21 protein-coding genes are annotated in these 20069 nt (G+C 65.2%); 11 read left to right on the top strand and 10 right to left on the bottom strand.

Annotation, left to right across the window (positions count from 1 at the left end):
• Positions 1-249 precede the first annotated feature (249 nt).
• Positions 250-441 (top strand): hypothetical protein, encoded by a 192-nt coding sequence (locus AC6EI4_RS19480; protein WP_498452490.1) that lies wholly within the window; start codon positions 250-252, stop codon positions 439-441.
• A 67-nt stretch (positions 442-508) separates the two neighbouring features.
• On the opposite strand, the gene AC6EI4_RS19475 is transcribed toward AC6EI4_RS19480, so the two are convergent.
• The 10 genes from AC6EI4_RS19475 to AC6EI4_RS19430 form a co-directional block, all read right to left on the bottom strand.
• A complete protein-coding gene (locus AC6EI4_RS19475) occupies positions 509-976 on the bottom strand; it encodes a hypothetical protein (RefSeq protein ID WP_498452489.1) in 468 nt (155 codons plus the stop codon).
• Entirely contained in the window at positions 973-1170 is a 198-nt protein-coding gene (locus AC6EI4_RS19470) for a helix-turn-helix transcriptional regulator (protein WP_498452488.1), read from the bottom strand. Before AC6EI4_RS19470 ends, AC6EI4_RS19475 begins: the two co-directional genes overlap by 4 nt.
• A complete protein-coding gene (locus AC6EI4_RS19465; protein ID WP_498452487.1) occupies positions 1167-1400 on the bottom strand; it encodes a hypothetical protein in 234 nt (77 codons plus the stop codon). The genes AC6EI4_RS19470 and AC6EI4_RS19465 overlap by 4 nt, the downstream gene beginning before the upstream one ends.
• 141 nt (positions 1401-1541) lie before the next feature.
• Positions 1542-1811 (bottom strand): hypothetical protein, encoded by a 270-nt coding sequence (locus tag AC6EI4_RS19460; protein WP_498452486.1) that lies wholly within the window; start codon positions 1809-1811, stop codon positions 1542-1544.
• Complete coding sequence (locus AC6EI4_RS19455) at positions 1808-2557, bottom strand: AAA family ATPase (protein WP_498452485.1); 750 nt, start codon at positions 2555-2557, stop codon at positions 1808-1810. Before AC6EI4_RS19455 ends, AC6EI4_RS19460 begins: the two co-directional genes overlap by 4 nt.
• A gap of 29 nt (positions 2558-2586) precedes the next feature.
• A complete protein-coding gene (gene mobF / locus AC6EI4_RS19450; protein ID WP_498452484.1) occupies positions 2587-4227 on the bottom strand; it encodes a MobF family relaxase in 1641 nt (546 codons plus the stop codon).
• Positions 4228-4479: 252 nt separating this feature from the next.
• The gene (locus AC6EI4_RS19445; RefSeq protein ID WP_498452483.1) at positions 4480-7527 is read right to left on the bottom strand and encodes a type I restriction endonuclease subunit R; all 3048 of its coding nucleotides are present in this window, start codon (positions 7525-7527) and stop codon (positions 4480-4482) included.
• Positions 7524-8759, bottom strand: a complete 1236-nt coding sequence (locus AC6EI4_RS19440) for a restriction endonuclease subunit S (RefSeq protein WP_498452482.1) — start codon at positions 8757-8759, stop codon at positions 7524-7526. The genes AC6EI4_RS19445 and AC6EI4_RS19440 overlap by 4 nt, the downstream gene beginning before the upstream one ends.
• Positions 8756-10327, bottom strand: coding sequence for a type I restriction-modification system subunit M (locus AC6EI4_RS19435; RefSeq protein ID WP_498452481.1), 1572 nt, complete (start codon positions 10325-10327; stop codon positions 8756-8758). Before AC6EI4_RS19435 ends, AC6EI4_RS19440 begins: the two co-directional genes overlap by 4 nt.
• Positions 10324-12381, bottom strand: coding sequence for a GmrSD restriction endonuclease domain-containing protein (locus tag AC6EI4_RS19430; RefSeq protein WP_498452480.1), 2058 nt, complete (start codon positions 12379-12381; stop codon positions 10324-10326). Before AC6EI4_RS19430 ends, AC6EI4_RS19435 begins: the two co-directional genes overlap by 4 nt.
• A 390-nt stretch (positions 12382-12771) precedes the next feature.
• Here AC6EI4_RS19430 and AC6EI4_RS19425 point away from each other — a divergent pair, with 390 nt between their 5' ends.
• From AC6EI4_RS19425 to AC6EI4_RS19380, 10 genes are all read left to right on the top strand, one after another.
• Entirely contained in the window at positions 12772-14034 is a 1263-nt protein-coding gene (locus tag AC6EI4_RS19425; protein WP_498452479.1) for a tyrosine-type recombinase/integrase, read from the top strand.
• A 1361-nt stretch (positions 14035-15395) separates the two neighbouring features.
• Positions 15396-15707 (top strand): hypothetical protein, encoded by a 312-nt coding sequence (locus AC6EI4_RS19420; protein WP_498425282.1) that lies wholly within the window; start codon positions 15396-15398, stop codon positions 15705-15707.
• Positions 15707-16402 (top strand): hypothetical protein, encoded by a 696-nt coding sequence (locus AC6EI4_RS19415; protein ID WP_498425281.1) that lies wholly within the window; start codon positions 15707-15709, stop codon positions 16400-16402. The genes AC6EI4_RS19420 and AC6EI4_RS19415 overlap by 1 nt, the downstream gene beginning before the upstream one ends.
• A 1-nt stretch (position 16403) precedes the next feature.
• Positions 16404-16850, top strand: a complete 447-nt coding sequence (locus AC6EI4_RS19410; RefSeq protein WP_498425280.1) for a hypothetical protein — start codon at positions 16404-16406, stop codon at positions 16848-16850.
• A 5-nt stretch (positions 16851-16855) separates the two neighbouring features.
• Positions 16856-17572: an HYD1 signature containing ADP-ribosyltransferase family protein gene (locus tag AC6EI4_RS19405; RefSeq protein WP_498452478.1), complete on the top strand. Its 717-nt coding sequence runs from the start codon at positions 16856-16858 to the stop codon at positions 17570-17572.
• A complete protein-coding gene (locus AC6EI4_RS19400; protein WP_498452477.1) occupies positions 17572-17862 on the top strand; it encodes a DUF6881 domain-containing protein in 291 nt (96 codons plus the stop codon). The genes AC6EI4_RS19405 and AC6EI4_RS19400 overlap by 1 nt, the downstream gene beginning before the upstream one ends.
• The gene (locus AC6EI4_RS19395; RefSeq protein ID WP_498425278.1) at positions 17859-18563 is read left to right on the top strand and encodes a hypothetical protein; all 705 of its coding nucleotides are present in this window, start codon (positions 17859-17861) and stop codon (positions 18561-18563) included. The genes AC6EI4_RS19400 and AC6EI4_RS19395 overlap by 4 nt, the downstream gene beginning before the upstream one ends.
• Position 18564: 1 nt before the next feature.
• Positions 18565-18912 carry a hypothetical protein gene (locus AC6EI4_RS19390; RefSeq protein WP_104105342.1) on the top strand — a complete coding sequence of 116 codons (348 nt, stop codon included), beginning with the start codon at positions 18565-18567 and terminating at the stop codon, positions 18910-18912.
• A 368-nt stretch (positions 18913-19280) separates the two neighbouring features.
• Complete coding sequence (locus tag AC6EI4_RS19385; protein ID WP_498452476.1) at positions 19281-19613, top strand: hypothetical protein; 333 nt, start codon at positions 19281-19283, stop codon at positions 19611-19613.
• Between the two features lie 2 nt (positions 19614-19615).
• Positions 19616-19849: a hypothetical protein gene (locus tag AC6EI4_RS19380; protein WP_489967009.1), complete on the top strand. Its 234-nt coding sequence runs from the start codon at positions 19616-19618 to the stop codon at positions 19847-19849.
• Positions 19850-20069 lie beyond the last annotated feature (220 nt).

The following is a 20069-nucleotide window of genomic DNA, read 5'->3' as shown; positions in this document are numbered from 1 at the left end:
GGTGGGCCGGAAGCCGGTCCTCAGCCGAGGCGCCGCCTGATGGCGACCGCTGCGCAGCGTAACCACGCCTGAAGCTACCTGAGGAAGGCGGAGGAGTACGCCGCGTCCGCGGGGGCCAATCCTCGCGGCCGAGCGGTACAGGCCGACTGCCGGCGACTCGATCCATGCTGGCATCTGCGCGAAGGATGCGATCGTCACGATGCTGCTGGCTCCACACGCAAGGGCAGCGACCACGTCACTGCAGCCAAGGTGTTGCGACGAGGGCTGGGTGCCCGACCGGCTGCCGCGAACGCTGAGCGTGCCCTACGCGAGCTGCTCGCGGTCAAGGGTGACGTGGAGTACGGCACCAACCTCATCACCGGAGCGAAGGCCGAGCCACTGGTGCGGCGGGCCGACGCGCTGGTCGAGTTGGCGACCGAGTTCGTCCGACTCAGCGGGTAGAGGAGTCGCGTCACAGCCAGGCTCACGGACGACGAGGCTCCCTTCCATGCGGGGCTGCCCTCTGCGGTCAGCGCGAGAGCCCGGGCCGAGACGGGCCGTCGCTCGAGGGTGGTTGACGGTGTTGCGCGCGCAGGGAACGCGCCGTGGACTCCGGAGCTTGGAGCTCGAGCGGGTCGGTGGCGCAGACGTGTGCTGTCTCCTGGTGGGCGGCGCCGAGGTGACGGTAGACCTCGATCGCGGGTTGGCGGATCGCGTCGAGGTGGAGGCGTGCGGGGTCGAGCGCGATGCTCGGGTCGTGGATGTCGCTCATCGTGTCCATGGTGAGGTGCCAGTCGTCCTGTGCCCGGTGGAGCATGTCGCTGAGCTGGGTGACTGCCTGAGGGAGAGCGGCCACCGCATCCGCGAGGTGGGCAATGGCGACGTCGAGGTCGGCAGGGGCCAATCTCGGTCGATCGATGGTGATCCTGGCGAGTCGGCGGAGGTCGCTCTCAGCCTCCCGCGCGCACTCCAGGATGTCGTCGTCCATGGTGGTCACCGCCGGGCCGAGGGCATGCGCCGCAGGGCGGACTCGAGCTCGTCGAGGCGTAGCCGGATGGAGCGGCGTCCGCACTGGTAGGCGGGGATGGTGCCGTCGCTGATCCGGCGTCGGATGGTCCGGGTGGACAACGACATCATCTCGGCGGCCTCCTCGAGGCTGACGTAGACGGGCAGCTCGCGCTTCCTGGTCATGGTTCAGCCCTCGCCGTGGCGGTGAACGTGGCGGTTGCGACGAAGCGCCGCGCCTCGGCCACCTGGATGTAGAGCCGGCCGCAGCCCTCGAATCTGGCCCAGCGGGGTCCGACGCCGCGACGGCGCCAGTCGCGAACGGTCCGTTGCGGAATGTGGATGAGGGTGCAGAAGTCCTCGAAGGCGAGGAGTGCCTGGTCGTGCCATTCGTCGGGGATGTGGATCTGGTCCATGGGGTCCTCCGGTCGGTAGGACGTGGTGGCGCCGGTCAGGTCCGGTGCGTTCCGCGGTTGGCGGCGGATGTCCTCTCACAGTCACCAAGGTTGAAAGGCCGCCTCCGGACGATCAGTCCGGCCGAGACTCGTCGCTGCTCGTCACCGGCCGACCCTCCGGTCGGGCGTCCGTCCGGCTGGCGGCGCCGCACGCTCCGGATGACGACGGCTTGCCGGGATGTGGTCGGGGCGGGTTGTTACGTCCAGGGGCTGAGTGCCGAAGCGGTCGATCGCCTCGGCCGCGCGTTCGGCGGCGTGTGCGGGGCCGAGGTCGGCGCGGTCGCGGGCGAATACCTCGATCCATTGCCTGCGTGCCTGGTCGAGGTTGTCGGCGACGAGGTGGGCGGTGTTGCTGTGCCGGCCGCGGGTCATGCCGACGTACGCGGACGCTGCGCGGTCGTCTCGCCGATGAGCAGGTGCGCGTGGTCGACGGTGTCGTCCTGTGCGCCGTGCACGGTGGTGGCAAAGGCGAGCTCGACGTGGCGTCGGGCGTACTCGGCGGGCAGCCTCCGCTCGCCGCACCGGCCGCGGACGAGGAGGGAGGCGTCGTCGCCCACCGATGCGACGGTCCAGGTGTCGCGGTTGGCGACGCCCAGAGCGCGGTCGTTGCGGCGGGTCGCGACGCGGTCGCCCGCGCTCAGCTGTTCGCCGGCAGACGTCGTCAAGGTCGGCGCAGCGGCCGAGTCGACTGCGCCCTCACCGGTGAGCCGTAGGTCGCGGATGGCGGCGTTGAGCAGACCCACCTGCTCGCGGGTATCGGCGATGACCAAGGGAGCCGAAGGCCCCTCGCCGGCGGCCTCCGCCGTGATGACCGCGAGGCGCTCGACCTCGGTGGGGTGGATGACGATCTCGCCCCGGTCGATGAGCGCGTCGAGGACGTCGCCGCTGCGTTCGCCGGTGCGCATCTGGAGGGTGAGGTCGGCGTAGGTGTGGTCGACGAAGCGGTGGACGGTGTCGAGCTCGACGCGTGCCTCGTCCGGCGTCCAGCGGATGGCGAGGTCGAAGGCGCCCCCGCGTCCGACGGCGGGCAGCTGGTGCCGGTCGCCGACGAGAGCGACGCGGGCACTGGCCTCGTCGGCGACGGTGAGCAGTGCGCACATGACGTCCTGGTCGAGCATGCCGGCCGGCCTCGTCGACGAGCAGGACGTCACCGGGCAGGAGCCGCGCGAGTGGGTTCGGGCTCGGGTGGTCGTCGGGGTCGACGCGGTGCCAGCGTCCGTCGTCGTCCCAGCGGGGGGTGCTGGTACACGAGCCAGGCAGCCGAGAAGGCGTCACAGCCGACCTGCTCCCCCGCGACCTGCGCGGCCTTGAGCGTCGGGGTGACCACGACCAGACGGTGCCCGTCGCTGTCGAGACCGTTGCTGGCGGGAGCGAGGGTGGTGGTCTTGCCGGTGCCGGCCGCGCCCTCGACGACGACCAGTCGGGCCGTGCCGAGGAGCGCGCCGACGACGTCTCGTTGGCCTTGGTCGAGCTGTCGTCGGGCGACGAAGGATCCGACCTGGGCTGGCGTCCCGGGGTGCGCGACTCGCGCGACCAGGCGGGCGACGATGTCGGACTCGACGGCGAGGACCTCACGCGAGGTAAGCGCGCGGACGTGGTCGGGTACGTCGTCGCGCTGCAGGAGCGGACGCGACGCCGCGACCGCGCGAGCGGTGAGGTCCTCCCCCAGTTCGCGTCGTACGACGCCGTCGACGATCACCCCGACGTCGGCGACGATCCGTTCGCACTCGCCGCGGAGATCGGCGGCGTTCCAGCTGGAGCGTCGAGCTCCGAGCCGCACCAGCGCGAGCTCGGCCACGGCGTCGCGGTTGATGCGAGCGATCGGCGTCGCGGCCGGCTTTGATACGCCCGGGTCGGTGAGCGGCGCCGGAGGATCGAACCCGAGGTCGCGCAGCTCGTCGATCCACCGCTGCTCGAGGTCGGCTCCGGATGACGGCATGACTTTGTCGGGACGCGCCTCCGCCCAGGCTCGGCGATCCCATGCGCGTCGCTGCCGCGGTCCAGGCTCCTGGTCGGGGTGGTCCCCGCGCCACGCCGCTTCGTACTTGTCGACGTTGCGGTTGATCTGCGCGGCCCGGGCACTGAACCTGCCGGCGTACGGCGCTAGCTCGGTGATCTCGCCGGAGCTGGCGTCGAGTGTGTAGCCGTGCGCGGCGAGGGAACGCCGGAACTCGGGGTCACAGGCGACGGCGGCGTGCCCGATCCCGTTGATCGCCTCGATGCTGTCGACGACGCCGACGGAGTGCAGTCCGCGCCACGCTCCGCGGGCGAACACACGCGCGTTGATCTGCAGGTGGAGGTGGCGGTGTGGGTCGCCGGCGCGGGAGGTCTGGTGTCTTACGACGGCTGCCTCGATCGGCTCGACCGGCACCTGGACCTGTCGACCGCGTGGCCCGATGCGAGTCGTGGCGTGGTCGGCGACCCAGCCAATGATCTCTTGCGCGGCGCGTTCCTGGGCGGCGTCGTACGCGTCGGCGATCGCGGGGTGGATTGCCGCCGCGAGTGACCAGGTCTTCGGCCCGTTGACCACGACCTCGACGAACCGGAGTCCGTGCTCGTCGCTGCGGAGCCGACCCTTCGCTGCACCGGTCTTGACGTCGTAGCCGGCGACCCAGCGTTCGTAGCTGTCGCCGTCGAGCACTCCTGCTACTTGGGCACCAGCGGTCGGTGTCGCGACGTAGTGGGTGGCGAGTCCGGTGCCCTCGGTCAGGTAGTAGTCGTCGACGCGTGATCGGTCGGCCTCGACGTAGCAGCGTGCGGCGGCAGCGGCGCCGCGGTAGAACTTCACCCCACCGTGCACTCCCCCACTCACCGCCCGTCACTGCTCGTCACTTAGCCTCGAAATGGCGCTCGGCCCGCCCCAGGGGGACGGGCCGAGCTGGTTGATCTACGGACCTTCGTAGCATGCGTGCCGCTCGGTTTCGAGGCCAATCAGGGGTTTGGGGACCACCGGAATCCGGAACCCGTCACTCGTCGTTAAGACCAGGCCGTCGGTGCACATGGGCGCGCATCGGTGTGGCCCTCCGGTCCAAGAGTGAGATCAGCTCAGCCCGGCGTAGCGGTCGAAGAAGTCGATGAGCTTAGCCAGTACCCGTTGCTTCTTGCCTCCGTGATCATTGCCCTTCGAGAAGCGCGAGGCCGGCGGCAGGATCCTCGTGATCGCCGTGCCGGTGGTCGGCACCGACCCGTCGCGGAACGCCTCGGTGACGAACGTTCGCGTCTCGTCGCCCTTGAGCGCCTCGGCCGCGATCAACTCATCGAGTTCGGCGTCTCGGCGCTGCGCGATGAACGTGCGCCAGTCGTCGCCGACGTCGTCGCTGACCGACTGGGAGTCCACGAAGTCCATGATGAGGTCGCGCTTGTTGCGCAGTGTGGGGCTGGCGTCGACGGCGTTCTCGATGTCCACGACCTGGCTGACATGCTCGGTGCCGGCATCCTTCGCCTCACGCCACTTCAGGACGAGCATGAGGATGTAGTCGATGTTGACCTCGACCTGCTTGACCAGCTCGATCTCGAAGACGACGTCGTCGAGGATCGACTCCTTCTCGGGCGCATCCCGCTTGCGATGCTTCTCCCACAACCCGTTGTAGACGCTGGTGTAGTTCTGCAGGTCGCGCGGCGAGAGGGTGTCGTCGCTGGCGAACTCGTCGAACGACGTCAGGACGTTACGCAACTTGAGGATCGTGCCGAAGAGCTCCACGAACCTCTTCTCCGCAGCTTCGCCGAACGGCTCAACACCTGGTGGCGTGGACTCGAGAAGTTCCCCCACGATCTTCTCGTAGGAGTCGCGGTAGTCCTTGTACGGCTTGAGCAGCACCACGCCCCGGGCCTCGCTGTTGCCGAAGAGCGCGAGCGCGTCGTCGACCGCCGACTCGAGGTTGCGGAAGCAGACGATGTTGCCGTAGGCCTTGACCGAGTTGAGGATCCGGTTGGTGCGGCTGAACGCCTGGATCAGGCCGTGGGACTTGAGGTTCTTGTCCACCCACAGGGTGTTGAGGGTGGTGGCGTCGAAGCCGGTGAGGAACATGTTGACCACGAGCACGAGGTCGACGTCGCGTTCCTTCACCCGCTTGGCGAGGTCCTTGTAGTAGTTCTCGAACTTGGCCGACGAGGTGTCGTACGACGTTCCGAAGGTGGCGTTGTAGTCGGCGATCGCCTTGTCCAGGAAGTCGCGGGACGAACCGTCCAGCGCTTCGGCGTCCATCGCCTCGTCGGTGAGGATCCCGCCGTCCTCAACCTCCTCGTTGGCTGCGTAGCTGAAGATCGTGGCGACCTTCAACGGCTGGTACGCCGGGTCGGCGGCCTTGCGGGCAGCCTGCTGCCTCGCGAACTCCAGGTAGTAGGCCTTGAGTGCCGGGATCGACGCAGTCGCGAACATCGAGTTGAAGCCGCGGACCCGCTTCTCGCCCAGGGCGTAGCCCTGACCGCGCATCGTCTTGGCATCGAAGTGGTCCAGGACGTAGTCGACGACCTTCGCGATGCGCTCGGGGGCCAGCAGCACCTCTTCAGTGTTGATGGCCTCCACGTCCTTGTCGGTGACGTGGTCGGCCACCCGGACCGTGTTCTGGTACGACACCCGGAAGGGCAGCACGTTCCCGTCGTTGATGGCGTCGACGATGGTGTAGGTGTGCAGCCGGTCGCCGAAGACGGCCTCGGTGGTGTCGAGCTTCGCGCCGGTCGCGTTCTCCGGGAAGATCGGCGTCCCGGAGAAGCCGAACAGGTGATAGCGCTTGAACGCCTTGCGGATCGAGGTGCCCATGTCGCCGAACTGGCTGCGGTGGCACTCGTCGAAGATCAAGACGAGATGCCCGGAGTAGATCTGGTGGCCCTTGTTGCCGTCAATGAAGTTGGAGAGCTTCTGGATCGTGGTGACGATGATGCGGGAGTTCGGGTCCTGCAGCTGCCGCTTGAGCTCGGCCGTCGACTTCGACCCGTTGACCGAGTCCTTCTCGAACCGGTTGTACTCCAGCATCGTCTGGTAGTCGAGGTCCTTGCGGTCGACCACGAACAGCACCTTGTCGATGCCGCCCATCTTGGAGGCGAGCTGGGCGGTCTTGAACGACGTGAGGGTCTTGCCCGAGCCGGTGGTGTGCCAGATGTACCCGCCCGCGGCGGTGCTGCCGAGCTGTTTGGCGTTCGTCGAGGTGACGACCCGTTGCAGGATCCGTTCGGCGGCGACGATCTGGTAGGGCCGCATCACCAGCAGCGTGCGCGAGACGTCGAAGACGCAGTACTTGGTCAGGATGTTGAGCAGCGTGTGCTTGGCGAAGAACGTCTTGGTGAACGCGGTGAGCTCACCGATGCGCTTGTTGTTCGCGTCGGTCCACCAGGACGTGAACTCGAACGTGTTGGACGTCTGCTTCTTGCCGCGCCTGCCGCCCTCGGACTCGACGATGCGGCGGGCGCGGGTGGTGTTGGCGTAGTACTTCGTCTGGGTGCCGTTGGAGATGACGAAGAGCTGGACGTACTCGAACAGGCCGGCGTCGGCCCAGAACGATTCGCGCTGGTAGCGGCTGATCTGGTTGAACGCCTCCTTGAGCGCCACGCCCCGGCGCTTGAGTTCGACGTGCACCAGCGGTAGGCCGTTGACGAGGATCGTGACGTCGTAGCGGTGCTGCCGGGCGACGCCCGCGCCCTCACCGGTGGTCTCGTACTGGTTGATGACCTGAAGACGGTTGTTGTGGATGTTCGACTTGTCGATCAGCCTGATGTTCTTGCTGGTGCCGTCGTCGCGGGTGAGGACCTGGATGTGGTCCTCTTGGATCTTCGCGGTCTTCTCGACGACGCCCTCGTTCTTCGACGCCACCTTCTCGGTGAAGAACTGCCCCCACTCGGCGTCGCTGAACGTGATCCCGTTGAGAGTCTCCAACTGCGTGCGCACGTTGGCCACCAGATCCGCGGACGAGGTGATGACCAGCCGCTCGTACGCCTGCGCCTGGAGCCGCTCGATGAAGCCCTCCTCCAGTTGCGCCTCGGACTGGTAGCCCTCTGACGTGGCTGCCTCGGGTTCGTACGTCGCCACCACGGTCGACTCGTCGGTGACGGCGATCGGTTCGTAGCGGAGCGCGGAATCCGGGGCTTCGGTCATGCCGCATCAGACCCCTCGGGGAAGGTCAGGAGCCTGTCGCGGTAGTACTCGTACTGCTGGCGGCGGGCCGTGATCTCGGCGGGCAGGCCGATGGACAGGTCGTTGACCAGAGCGTCGAACCTGTCCAAGATCGCAACGATCCGCTCCTGCTCGGCGCGTGGAGGCACGGGGATCTTGACCTTCGCAAGCCCGTTCATGAGGAGCGTCTTCACCTTTGTTCGCGCCACGTGCTTTGCCTTCTCGGCGTGGAATCGAGAAGTCTGCATGTAATACGAGACGAACGCTGGATCCAGGTCGTGGCGAAAGGCGTAGCAATGGTCGTGGATCGCAACATCCTCGTTGCCCAGCCAAGCGACCGCCTTGCCCACGTCAGCGACAGTCTCGCCGACGTCGACGATCACGACGTCGCCCGGCTTGGCAAAGCGGAGAGTGGGCCGCATCTCTTCCCGGACCTGCGAGACCACACTGGACGTCCACGGTCCAAACCTCGTGTAGATCTCGCCGTAGTGGATGCACGGGATACCGGCCTCGACGTAGTCCGCCTTGGTGAACCGCCGCCCCCGAACGAACTCGCCGACCTCACCCATCGGGACCCAACGCACCTCAGGAGCGTCCTGGAACGCCAGCAACTGGTCGCGGTAGAACGCGTACTGGCGCGAGCGGGCTTGCAGCTCCGCTTGCAGCTCCGCTTGCAGCGCTTCCATTTTATCGAGAATCGAAGCGATTTCGCGCTGGACCTTCATGGGAGGAACCGGAATCTGGATGCGCGCGATGTCGACCACCTTGATGTCCTTGACCTTGGTGCCGCTCACGAACTTGCGCTTCTGAATCTCGAATCGCTCGGTCTGGAAGTAATAGGCGGCGTACATCGGGTCGAGGGAGTGCTTGAACACGCACGAGTGACCACCGATGGCGATGTCGGTGTCCCCCAGCCACGCCACAGCCGTGCAGACGTCTTCGACGTTTTCGCTGGTGGTCGTCACCACCAAGTCACCTGGGGAGGCCTTCTTCAAGGTCGTCGCCAGCGCCTGCGTGATGAACGACTTCGTCGTCGTGGTCGAGGTGCCGTAGAATGTGTAGATCTGTCCATAATGGATGCACGGGAAGCCGTCCTCGACGAAATCCTTCTTCTGGAGACCGTTCCCGCGTACGAACTCACCGACCTCGCCGAGGGCCTTGAACTCCACGCCGTCGGGACACATCTCCGCGATCAGGTCGTCAATGCGGCTCACGCCTGCGCCTCCAACTCGGCGACGATCGCGTCGATCTCGGTGCGGAGCTTGGCCTGGCTCTCGACGATCCGGGCGATCTCGGCGTTGAGTTCGGTGATGTCGACGGTGACCCGGGTGTCTTCGGTCTCGACGTAGGAGCTGACCGCGATGTTGTAGTTATTCTCCGCGATCGTGGCGTGGTCGACGAGCGTCGCAAAGTGGGCCACGTCCTCACGGGCCGTGAAGGCGTCCAGGATCTTGTGTTGGTGGTCGGCGGTGAGCTTGTTCTTGTTGCCCCGACGGGTGAACTCGGCCGAGGCGTCGACGAAGAGCACCTTGTTATCGGTCTTCGACTTCTTCAGCACGATGACGCAGGTGGCGATCGTGGTGCCGAAGAAGAGGTCCGGCGGGAGCTGGATGACGGCGTCGACGTAGTTGTTGTCGATCAGGTACTTGCGGATCTTCTGCTCCGCGCCGCCCCGGTAGAGCACCCCGGGGAACTCGACGATCGCGGCGGTGCCGTCGACGGCGAGCCAGTGCAGCATGTGCATGGTGAAAGCCAGGTCGGCCTTCGACTTCGGGGCCAGCACGCCGGCCGGGGCGAAGCGCTCGTCGTTGATGAGCAGGGGGTTGGCGTCGCCCTCCCACCGAGTCGAGTAGGGCGGGTTGGACACGATCGCCTCGAACGGCTCGTCGTCCCAGTGCGCCGGGTCGATCAGGGTGTCGCCGTGGGCGATGTCGAACTGCTCGTAGTTGACGTCGTGCAGGAACATGTTGATCCGGCACAGGTTGTAGGTCGTCAGGTTGATCTCCTGACCGAAGAATCCCTTGCGGACCCCACCGGGCAGCACCTTGTTGAACTGCAACAGCAGCGACCCGGAGCCGCACGCGGGGTCGTACACCTTGTTGACCTCGGTCTTGCCGACCACGGTGATCCGAGCCAGGAGCTCGGAGACCTCCTGGGGTGTGTAGTACTCGCCGCCGGACTTGCCGGCGTTGGCGGCGTACATGCCCATCAGGTACTCGTAGGCGTCACCGAACGCGTCGATGGTGTTGTGGGTGAAGCCGTCGTTACCGAAGTTGAGGTCGCCGATCGCGTCGAGCAGCTTGACCAGTTTCTCGTTGCGCTTGGCGACCGTCGGGCCGAGCTTGCCGCTGTTGACGTCAAGGTCGGCGAAGAGACCCTTGATGTCGTCCTCGGAATCGGCGCCCACCGCCGAGGCCTCGATGTTGGTGAAGACCCGCGACAGGGTCTCGTTGAGGTTCTCATCCGTGCGGGCGCGCTCACGCACGTTGGCGAAGAGGTCCTGGGGAAGGATGTAGAAACCCTTCTCCTTGACCGTCTCCTCGCGACCAAACTCCGCGTCGGCGTTCGACAGACGGCGGTAGTCGAAGTCGGCGTCCCCTGCCCTGCGCTCGGCCTCGTTGAGGTAGGCGGTGAGGTTCTCGGAGATGAAGCGGTAGAACAGCATGCCCAGGACGTAGGTCTTGAAGTCCCAGCCGTCGACGCTGCCGCGCATGTCGTTGGCGATCCGCCAGATGGTCTTGTGGAGCTCTGCGCGCTCGGTTTCCTTGGTGGTGCTGGTCATGCCGTTTCCTCTATGAGCGCGGTGAGGTCTTCGGCGGCGAGCTTGGCGTCGGGGTCGGCGCAGCCGTCGGTGAAGACCAAGCCTTCGGATTCCAGGACAGTTTGAGGGTCACGGGTGTCATCAGGGTCAGTCCAGGCAAACCCTTCAGCGATGCGACCGTCCCAGGTGAGCACCCGGTACGGATGGGCACACACGGTGCACTTGGAGACGTGGTTTGCCACAGCCTGAGCCGACGTCCCGATCGCCTCACCGAGATAGTAGTAGCCCGTCCACCTGCCCTCGGGGATCAGGCTGAGGATCTCGTGGGCCACCGACCAGTCGAAGCCCTGCTCCTGCCTGAACTGGATGCGGTAGTCAGCTAGGACCTCAGGTGACAACGAAGGCCGCCTCCAGAGGCGGACAGCCTGCTGCGCGAGCCTCTCAGCACGCTTGACGATCTCAGTCCCGTCCCAGGTCTCGAGCTCGGCGAGATCCTTGTTCAACTGGAGGTGGCTGTCCTTGAAGCCCCCGGCCATGTCACGCTTGTCGATGAACGGCCTGTCCGACAGTTCGGGGTTGTATCCGGTCAGGGTCAGGTTGCCGAGCGTGTGGAGCAAGCGCGACTGGACGTCCTGCCAATCAACGCCCAGCATCGCCTGCCACGCCGGCGAGAGCTTCTCGTTCTGCGGCATGACGTGCTCGATCGAGTAGTCGCCGATGCTGATCGGTTCCTTGTGGCTGTCGTTCTCTATCTTGGTGAAGAAGTACGGGGCACGCTGAAGCCCGTAGAGGTTTTCGTCGCGCAGGTGCTTCGCGAACTCCTCGTCGTCGGGGAAGCGCTTGTAGCTGTCGAGTGTCAGGAAACGTCCCCAGATGCTCTCGACGTACGCCCCAGGGATCATCTGGCTGGCGAGCGCCGCGAACGTGCTGCGCAGTGAGTTGGTCGGCACTCGGCAGATGGTGCGCCGGAAGATGTAGGCGATCACAGCATCGAGCAGTTGCGAGAACTCAGTCGTGGTGAGCTTCTGGGCTTCGTAGTCCTCGTACACGCGCAGCAGGAATGGGTAGACCACGACGGCCTTGAGCTGCTCCAGCTCCATGAACCGGGTCGCGAGCTGGGGGTTGGTCTTCTTGCCCAAGGCCATCTTGATGAAGTAGGCCGAGGTGCGGCTGAGGTCGATCACGACGTCTTCGCAGCTGGCGCCGATAAGCTCCTCGCCGTCGACATACATTTTGAAGGCGTCGTAAATATCTTCAAGCCGCGGGATCGTGCCTGTCCGGATGGTCAGGAAGTGCCGGACGAACTCATCGAAGCGGCGCTCATTCGTGCCCTTGAATGCCTTCTCCATCGGGAACCAGTAACCCTCGTAAAGCTGGGTCTGATGGCTCGGTTCAAGGTCCATGAGCACGAAGTTGCGGATGAGGTCGGCCTGCGAGAGCTTCTTGCCGGTCGAGTTCATCGCCTCGAAGACGAGCTGCGGGTTGTCGACGCCGCGCGCGAGGTGGACGTCGACGACCACCAGCTTGCTGATGCCCTTGCACACAGCCACCAGATCGGTCTTCGGATCCTTGAGCTTGGCGGCGAAGTACTGCACGCGCGAACGGCTTTCTGAGGGCAGGGGGCCCTTGCGCACCACGGCCTTCAGCGCTTCCCTGTCGCTCTGGGACAGGATCAGCTTGAAGAACTTATCGCCGCTCTCGTACTCGTTGGTGAGCCATAGGCCGCGGATCTTGCGGGGAGCGAAACCGTCGACCGGCTCCTGTTCCGCGGCTGGAAGGCCGTCGAGGTGAGCAGCCAGCGCGGCGAGGAGCAGGGTCACTGTGGTGGTGCGCTGCTGGCCGTCGATGAGCAGGGCCGGCTCCGCCTGCGCGATGTTGGCCTGGCCCTTCTCGACGTACACGATCGAGCCGGTGAAGTGGGCGCCGATGCTGTCGCTGCTGCCCGCGCGGACGATGTCCTTCCAGAGCTGCTCGCATTCACTGGGATCCCAGGAGTAGACCCGCTGGTAGATCGGCACCACGAACTGGGTCGCCTTCTTCAACAGATCCAGCAGGTTGGCGTCGACGGCTTTCACAGCGGCCATCCTGCCGTCTACCACTGACCCATGGCCTAGAGGTACCCGTGATCGACACGGGAGCAGATACGCAGATCTAGGCCGGACTGCGCCGACCTAGCTTCGGGTCCGAGTCGTGGCAGGAGCAGTCAGAACAGGACGTTCCTTGTTCCTCGTATGTTCCTCATCCGCTGACGCGGGAGCAAAACAGGCCTCTGACCTGCAGAAACGGGGTGGGCGATACTGGGTTCGAACCAGAAAACCACGCTCCCCCTTGCACGCCCTGCAACCAGCAATTTACGCTTCTGACCTGCGGTTTTACTGAATCTCGGGGTTGGACAAGCGTGGACTACGAGGACCACGAACCGCCCCCTGAGGACTACGTAGGGACTACGAAACGGGGCGCTGCAGATGGTTGACCGACGACAGTTCGGCCAGATCATGCGGCTGCCGAGCGGCCGGTACCAGGCACGCTACGCCGACCCCAAGGGCCGGGTCACCGACAACGGCACACGCCTGCGCCACAACGCGCCCCACACGTTCACCACCAGGGGCGACGCCGAGGCCTGGCTCGTGGACGAACGCCGACTGCTGTCGGCCGGCACCTGGACTCCCCCAGCCGTACGCCTCAGGAGCGCGTTCGCGAAGCCCGTCACTCTGGCTGAGTACGCGCCCCAGTGGCTAAGAGCGCGGAAGGTCAAGGGCCTACCCCTCGCCGACCGGACCCGCGACCACTACCAGGACCTGCTGGAGCGCTTCATCATCCCGACGTTCGGCGATGTGCTCCTCAGGGACATCTCCCCCGAGGCCGTCGCTGACTGGTACGACACCGCGGCCGCCGACCGGCCGACCTATCAGGCTCACGCCTACTCGCTGCTGCGCGCGATCATGCGCACCGCCGCCGACCCCACCAAGAACAACGGCACTCCCCTGATCCCCTACAACCCGTGCGGGATCTCTGGCGGCGGCTCGTCCGGTGGCAAGCGCAAGATCAGGCCCGCCACGGTGGATGAGATCATCACCATCGTCCAGAACATGCCCGAAAAGCACCGGCTGATGGTCCTCCTGGCCGACGGGTGTGCCCTGAGATTCGGTGAGCTGGCCGAGCTGCGACGTATGGATGTGGACGTGAAGAACGCCGTGATCCACATCCGCCGCGGCGTCGTGCGCTCGAAGTCAGCCGGTGTCGTCGCGAAGGCGCCCAAGAGCGAGGCCGGGATCCGCGACGTCCCCATCCCACCCGACATCCTCGATGCCGTCATCGAGCACAAGAAGCTCCACGCGGCTCCTGGGCTTCAAGGGCTGATGTTCCCCGGAGCCACCGGTGGCCACCTCTCCCCCAGCGCCTTCTACGGCAAGGTCTCCAAGAAGCGTCGTGGCAAGCCCGACACCAGAGGCTGGGGTTGGTACGAGGCCCGTCGCCTCGCGGGCCGCGAGGATCTCCGCTTCCACGACCTTCGTCACGGCGCCCTCACGGAAGCCGCGCGTCACGGCGCAACTCTCGCCGAACTCATGGCACTAGGCGGTCATTCCACTAGTGCCGCTGCCATGCGATATCAGCAGGCCGCTTCCGGCCGACTGGCCGAGCTTGCGCGAAAGCGTGCCGAAGCCAGGGGCTGGAACCCGGATCGGGATCTGGCGCGGACTCGGGGTGGACGTCAGGCTGCAACTTGAACATGCGACCCCTTGCCCCACGTGCGATCGCATCTGCTAGCCGTCACCGCTTGTCGATTTATGGCATGTTGAGCGCTGACCTGCGGAAACGCCCACGCTGCGGCGACTGCATCGCTCGCTCGTTTGATCCGACGTGCCCCGGATAGACCCCATGCACCCACGTAAACGCGACATAAACGCGGCACGGCTCGAATCTCATTCTCCGCGTCGACGAGAACGCCAGCCGCTGTAACCAGGGCAACCCCACCACGCTGGCTCCCATCTCGGGTGTAGTCGCCCTCCTGTTTACTGCGACCGCCACGGGCGTCGCGCTCGCGGCGTGCCGGAATGACCCCGTGCTGCGGGATCACGGCACACATATCGTGGGCCAAGGGGCCGGGCTTCTTCGCCTTGCCCTTGTTGGGCTTGCCGAACACCAAACACCGGCCTAACTGCGAGCACATCCCCCACGCGGTCCGCTCCGCAATCGCTTCTCCTGCGGGGGTCGCCCCGTCTGCCAAGAACCGGTAGCCGAACTCCGGATCGTCCTGGTGGGCGCCGGGGTTGGTCATGCTCCAGGCCTAGACCGGTTGACCGCGTTGGGGCGCAGAGGGGGCGATTGTGCCGGTTCCGCCTTCCGGCATGCCCGATTCCCTTTACCGTGCACGTACTCGTACAGGGGTGCGGCAACGAGCAGCCCTTCTCCAGAAGCAGGGTGGCATGGTTCGGCGCGCGCGAAACCTAGGATCAAGTGGTCTTCTCGGTACTTCGACAAGTCGGGAACAGCGTTCGGGGCCTCGCGTGGGTGTGCGCACCATGGGAGCGACGTGTGTCTGGCTGATGGCTCTCGTCCCGACGCTCGTGGTGGTCGACAGCCTTGAGGTTCAGGTCGCCGAGGCAGTCGGGCCGGCGCTCTCCCAGGAAGAGCTTGCGCTCGCCCAGGCGCGAACGAGCGGTGAGCCGGTAGAGATCGTTGGGATGCGTGAGGAGTACGCCAAGACCTTCGCAAACCCTGACGGCGCCTCGTTGACGCAGGAGTCCTCCACCGCCCCTTTGTTCGGGCTTGACGAGGACGGCGACCTCGTTCCCATCGACACCAAGCTGCGGTTCACAGAACACGGAACCGTCGCTCCGGGGGCTACCGCCGTGCAGATCGAGTTTCCGTCGGAGGGCTCCAACACTGTCACTCTCAACTATCTGGGACGAAGGGCATGGACGGCTTCGTGCAAGCGAACGGCAACACCCGATACGTCCTCCGTAACCCAGGTGGCGTGGGCGTTGACCGGACAACGGGCCTTCCAACAGACGTTTTCACGGTCATCAGACGCGGCGACGGCTCCGTCGTCACCATGTTCCCCGGCACGAGTCCGAAGGGCTGATCCGTGGCTATCAGAATCGAACTCTGGACGAGCGACGGGCTCATTGACGGTGCGGAGCACTGGTGGGATGACGTCGAAGCGACTTTGGACTCGCTGGATCCAACCAGAGAGTTGTTTCCGTTGCTGTGGCAAATCGACCCCTTTGGGGACGCAACCTTCACAAAGTCTCAGCTTGATCCTCTCGGTGAGGAGCTACGACATCTCGCTACGGCAACGTCACGCTCGACGGTGGTGGCGATCGCAGAGGAGCTCACAGCGCTATGTGTGAGCGGCCTCGACGCGAACTCGTCAGAGCTTAGGTTCGTGGGGGATTGATGGCTTTCCTGCGCGTCCTTGTAGCGAGCGTCATTGCGTGGCTCGGCCTCGTGTCGGTCGCCGAAGCCATTCCCCTGCCGGACGCGGTGAGGACCGGTTACACCTACCACGCTCCGGAGTTGCCGGCTGCGACGGATCACGCGGTCAGCGAGCGCGGACCGCCCTCGTCCGCCTACGACCAGCTTCCTCTGTCCCCCGACGTCGACGACTCGTCGTACGGCATTGCCTCGCGCCCCGACGTTCGGCCGGTCCACGACTACAACGACCGACCTCGCTTCGCGCAGATCGACAGTTGGGCTGCGACCCCGAAGTCGGCCGAGGACCTGGGGAGCATCTGCGTCGGCCTCACGCGGAGTCGTGTTGCCGCAAACGCAGGAACCAAGCTTGGCTGGAGCACAGGCGATGACATCTACTCGCTGACGAACGCGGGTAACAATCCTGCTTGGTCCACGGTGAGGGGACGGTTCTGGAAGAACGAGGCCTCCAGCCCCAAGTACGGCTCGTGGACAGACGATCAACTCGCCCGAATGCGGACGGGCCGCGCTCCGCAGCGATACAACCCCGACAAGGGCGGAATGGAGTCCATGGACCTCAGCCACGAACCGATTCCATTCCGTGACGGTGGGACATCCGTCATTCCTCGGTGGCCGCAGGATCACGCCGCGGTCGATCCCTTCAGACATCCGGGGTACTGACATGACCAACCTTTCTGCAATCTTCACCGCGCAGCAAACAAGCCAGATCGACTGGAACGGGCCCCTCTTTAGTCTGTACGAACTTCCGAGCGCGGTATGCCGAGTATCGCTTGAGTTCCGGTCGGCCGGCTCCGCCTTCCGGCAGGGCGTACGCCTGAAGGTCCGTGGCGGACAACTTGAGATCGACGGAGTCGAAGCGACTGACTTCGCACTGTGGTACGACACTGCGCCGAGTCAGGTTGAAGTTAACGTTCGCTGGAAGGGGAAGGGTCCGCGTTCGCTCCGGATCTGGAACTCCTGGGAGCACAACGGCGTGGCGCATGCCTGGCTCGGCAACGCGGGAATGCGCGTCGAGGAGGTCGAGCCGGGTCGCTTCCTCCTGCGCTGCAGTGATGGTGAGGGTGAGCCGGACTTCGATGATCTCGTTGTGGGCGTGACTGTCGAATGAGACGGGTGGCGTCGTGGCTCGCGGCGTTGGCCGTCGCACTCTTGGGCTGGCTGCAACCGGCGACGGCCCAAGCCTTTGCTGCTCCGCAGCCGGTTCCTGTTCACATCTACGACAGCCCGATCTGCGACGCGCCGCAGGACGACACCGTGTCCGAGCGAGGCCCGCCCACCAGCTACGGCTACACCCATCACCCCGCGGCCGACGACCTCGTGTCGCACGGCGCTTTCGAGCGCTCAGATGTCGCCGCTCATGGAGCTACGACCACCTACAGCAGCAGTGCCGAAGTGGCACAAGCAACGGGCGCCACCACTACGACCAGCCGGTCTGCTCAGGTACGGAGTGGGGACCTCTCGTCGCATTCGGTTGCGGTGGTTGCCGCAAACAAGGGACCGACCACGCTGTTCCACTACACGGACGAGGCGGGCCAGCGAGGAATCCTTGAGAGCGGGCGCCTGAACCCGTCGCTGAAGAGCGTCAGTCCCAAGGACGCTCGCTACGGCGACGGGCAGTATCTGACCGACGTCACTCCAGGAACGAAGACTTGCGCACAACTCTCGGCGTGCTTCCTAGGTATCCCGTTCCAAGGCCGGAAGTTCACCCATTACGTAGAGATCGATGTTTCCGGCCTCAACATCGTCAAGGGACGCGACGGCGTCTTCGTCAACCGGTCAGGAGACCCACTCGATATCACCCGCCGCCTGATCAGTGGTGGGATGAACTGATGCGATATCAGCGCGTTCGATGGCTCCAGGACTCGCCGGAGTTCCCTGTCATCCTGTACAGCGAGATCGACGACGACGGTTGGGAGATCCGGAAGGTCGATGAATACGCCGACGGGCACCAGGACCTTGCCTCCTCGAGCATCGAGACCGGCAAAACAGTCCTCGGAGAGGACCGCGTCCCGCCCCTGGTAGAGATCAATGAGGATCCCCAGTTCGAAGGTGGAGCGATCACGAAGCAGGAGTTCGAGGCCGTCTGGGCCAAAGCCAAAAAGTGGTTCGACCTGCCATGACCTTGCTTCGCCTCGCGCTCACCCTCGTCCTCGCAGCCTTCGGTTGGTTTGTGCCGCCGAGTGCGGCCGGCGCACTGGCCGATCCTGCGCCCATCGCCATCCACACGTACTACGACGACCACCACACTGAGTCGCTCATGCGCACGGCGACCGAGCGCGGGCCGCCTGCACGAGACCACCGCACCATCTACGACCTCGACGGACTACAGCGGCTCGGGCACCTGGCGCGCCCGCGGGCCGCTACACCCCGCCTGGCGTATACCTATGACCACCAGGGACCGCTTGTGTCGCCCATGGGCGGTAGCCAGCCCGAGTCGAGGCCACCCAGCTGTCTAACGCTTGGTCTTGCCTCCAACCATCGATCTGACAACGCCGCAAACACGGGTCAGAAGTGGGCGTACCGCGGTGTAGGACGCAACCACCCTGGTTACGACGATGCAATGAAGGGCCGGGTGAATCCGCGCAATCCGAACGGCACGGCCACTCCCGAGCAGCACAACCTCGGTAACACCACCGACAGCTCTTACACATCCTGGACCCGTGATCCGGCTATCGCGAGGCGGTTCGCTGGCGAGGATGGCGTAGTCCTCCGCGTACCGCGAGGTGGTGGCTCCCCGTACAAGTTTGAGTGGTCGCCAGACGTCTACTACGAGCAGGAAATCCTGATCCGAGGACCGGTGTGCGGAGCTCTGATCTGCTGACATGACCAGATTCCTCGAACCTGACGAACTCCGCCAGATCCTCGCGTCGAGCAGCGACACCATCGCGCAAGAACTCGCTGACCTGCTGGAGGCCACAGACTCGGCCGAACTGATCGCTGTGGAGCCTGCTGCTGCCTCGACGCTGCTTCCGACGTACGAGACGCGACTGGCTGCCGCGGAGGCGGGGCTCGGGCCCCGAACGGAGGGGCTCGCGCCGTTCGTAGCCGCACTGCGTGAGGACCGCACGGTCGAGATGTTCTCGGTCGCTATGGGCAGGACCGTCGGGATTGGACTGCTATCGCTTGACGGCGATCTGGTGGCCATCACCCTGATACGGGCTGGAGGGTAACGGCGTGATCAGACTCTGCGGCGCTGTCCTGCAACTGGTCCTCGCCTGGTTCGTGCTGCTCGGTGCACTGACGTCGCCCGCATCCGCCGACGTCGTTCCGCCGACTTCGCAGGGTTCGGTCTTCGCCTACGATGCTCCGCATGGCGCCGCACTGATCACGTACAACACCAACAGGCGCGGTCCGGCGACCACCTACGCCGCCGACCGCTGGTCGCGAGGAGCGTTGACGGGCCAGGAATCGGCCGTTGACCCGGCGAGCAAGCGCTACACCATCCACACGCTGCTCGTGCAGCCTGAACTGCCTGGGGCTACGACCCGGGAGCAGGTTCGGCGAGCCAACGTGGCTCTCTCGTCGCGTCAGCGCTTGCGTGTTGCCGCAAACGCAGGACGCCGAGCGTTCGACATCCATCCGCGAGTCTCGTCGACACTCGGGCCAGCTGAACGATCCCCGTCTGGGAGCGCTCCGGGGCAAGCTGACGCCGGACGACCTCCAGGATCTCGCGCACAATCCGAACGCGAACTACTTGCTCGACAGCGCCACCGGCAACATCAACGTCATCCAGGAGGTTGACGGCGTCATCCTGCGCATCACCACGCCGCGGGACGCGTTCAAGATCATCTCGGTGGGGCGCATGAGGCCTAACCAAGTGCCCAATGGACTTGAGAGTGGCCGCTTCGTACCGATCGGCCCGGGAGGCTAACCATGGCAACCGTCCACATCCGCGACATCATGAGATGGCTCGCTGAGGCCGGCCAGGCCGATGCTCAGCCATGGTCGGGCGAGTTCTTCCTGGAGATTCGCTTCGATGAGCCGACAGCCTCGCTCCCTGTGGACGCTGAGATGGCAGGAAAGGTCATCACGGCTGACACTGCTCAAGGCACAGTGACAATCGTCTTCGACGACAACGGGCAGCTGAGGTCGCTGGATATCTCATGAACGTCCTGGTCCGCGTACTCGTAGCGCTGCTGATCGCGCTATCGATCGGCGGGACTCCCAACGCAGCCGAAGGTGCGGACGTCGGGCGCGCCGTGCTGCCAGTCCACACGCACGACGGGCTCTGGACCACCTGTAGCACGCAGGTTGTCAACGCCTAGCGAAAACTGACCCCCTTTTGCCGATCGAAAGTTGACCCCCCATTCTTCGGTTCTGGTGGTCT

It is taken from the genome of Nocardioides sp. Z43_10, assembly GCF_059766615.1.
Note: the sequence above shows the minus strand (reverse complement) of the source record. Positions and strands in the feature narration are given on the sequence as shown.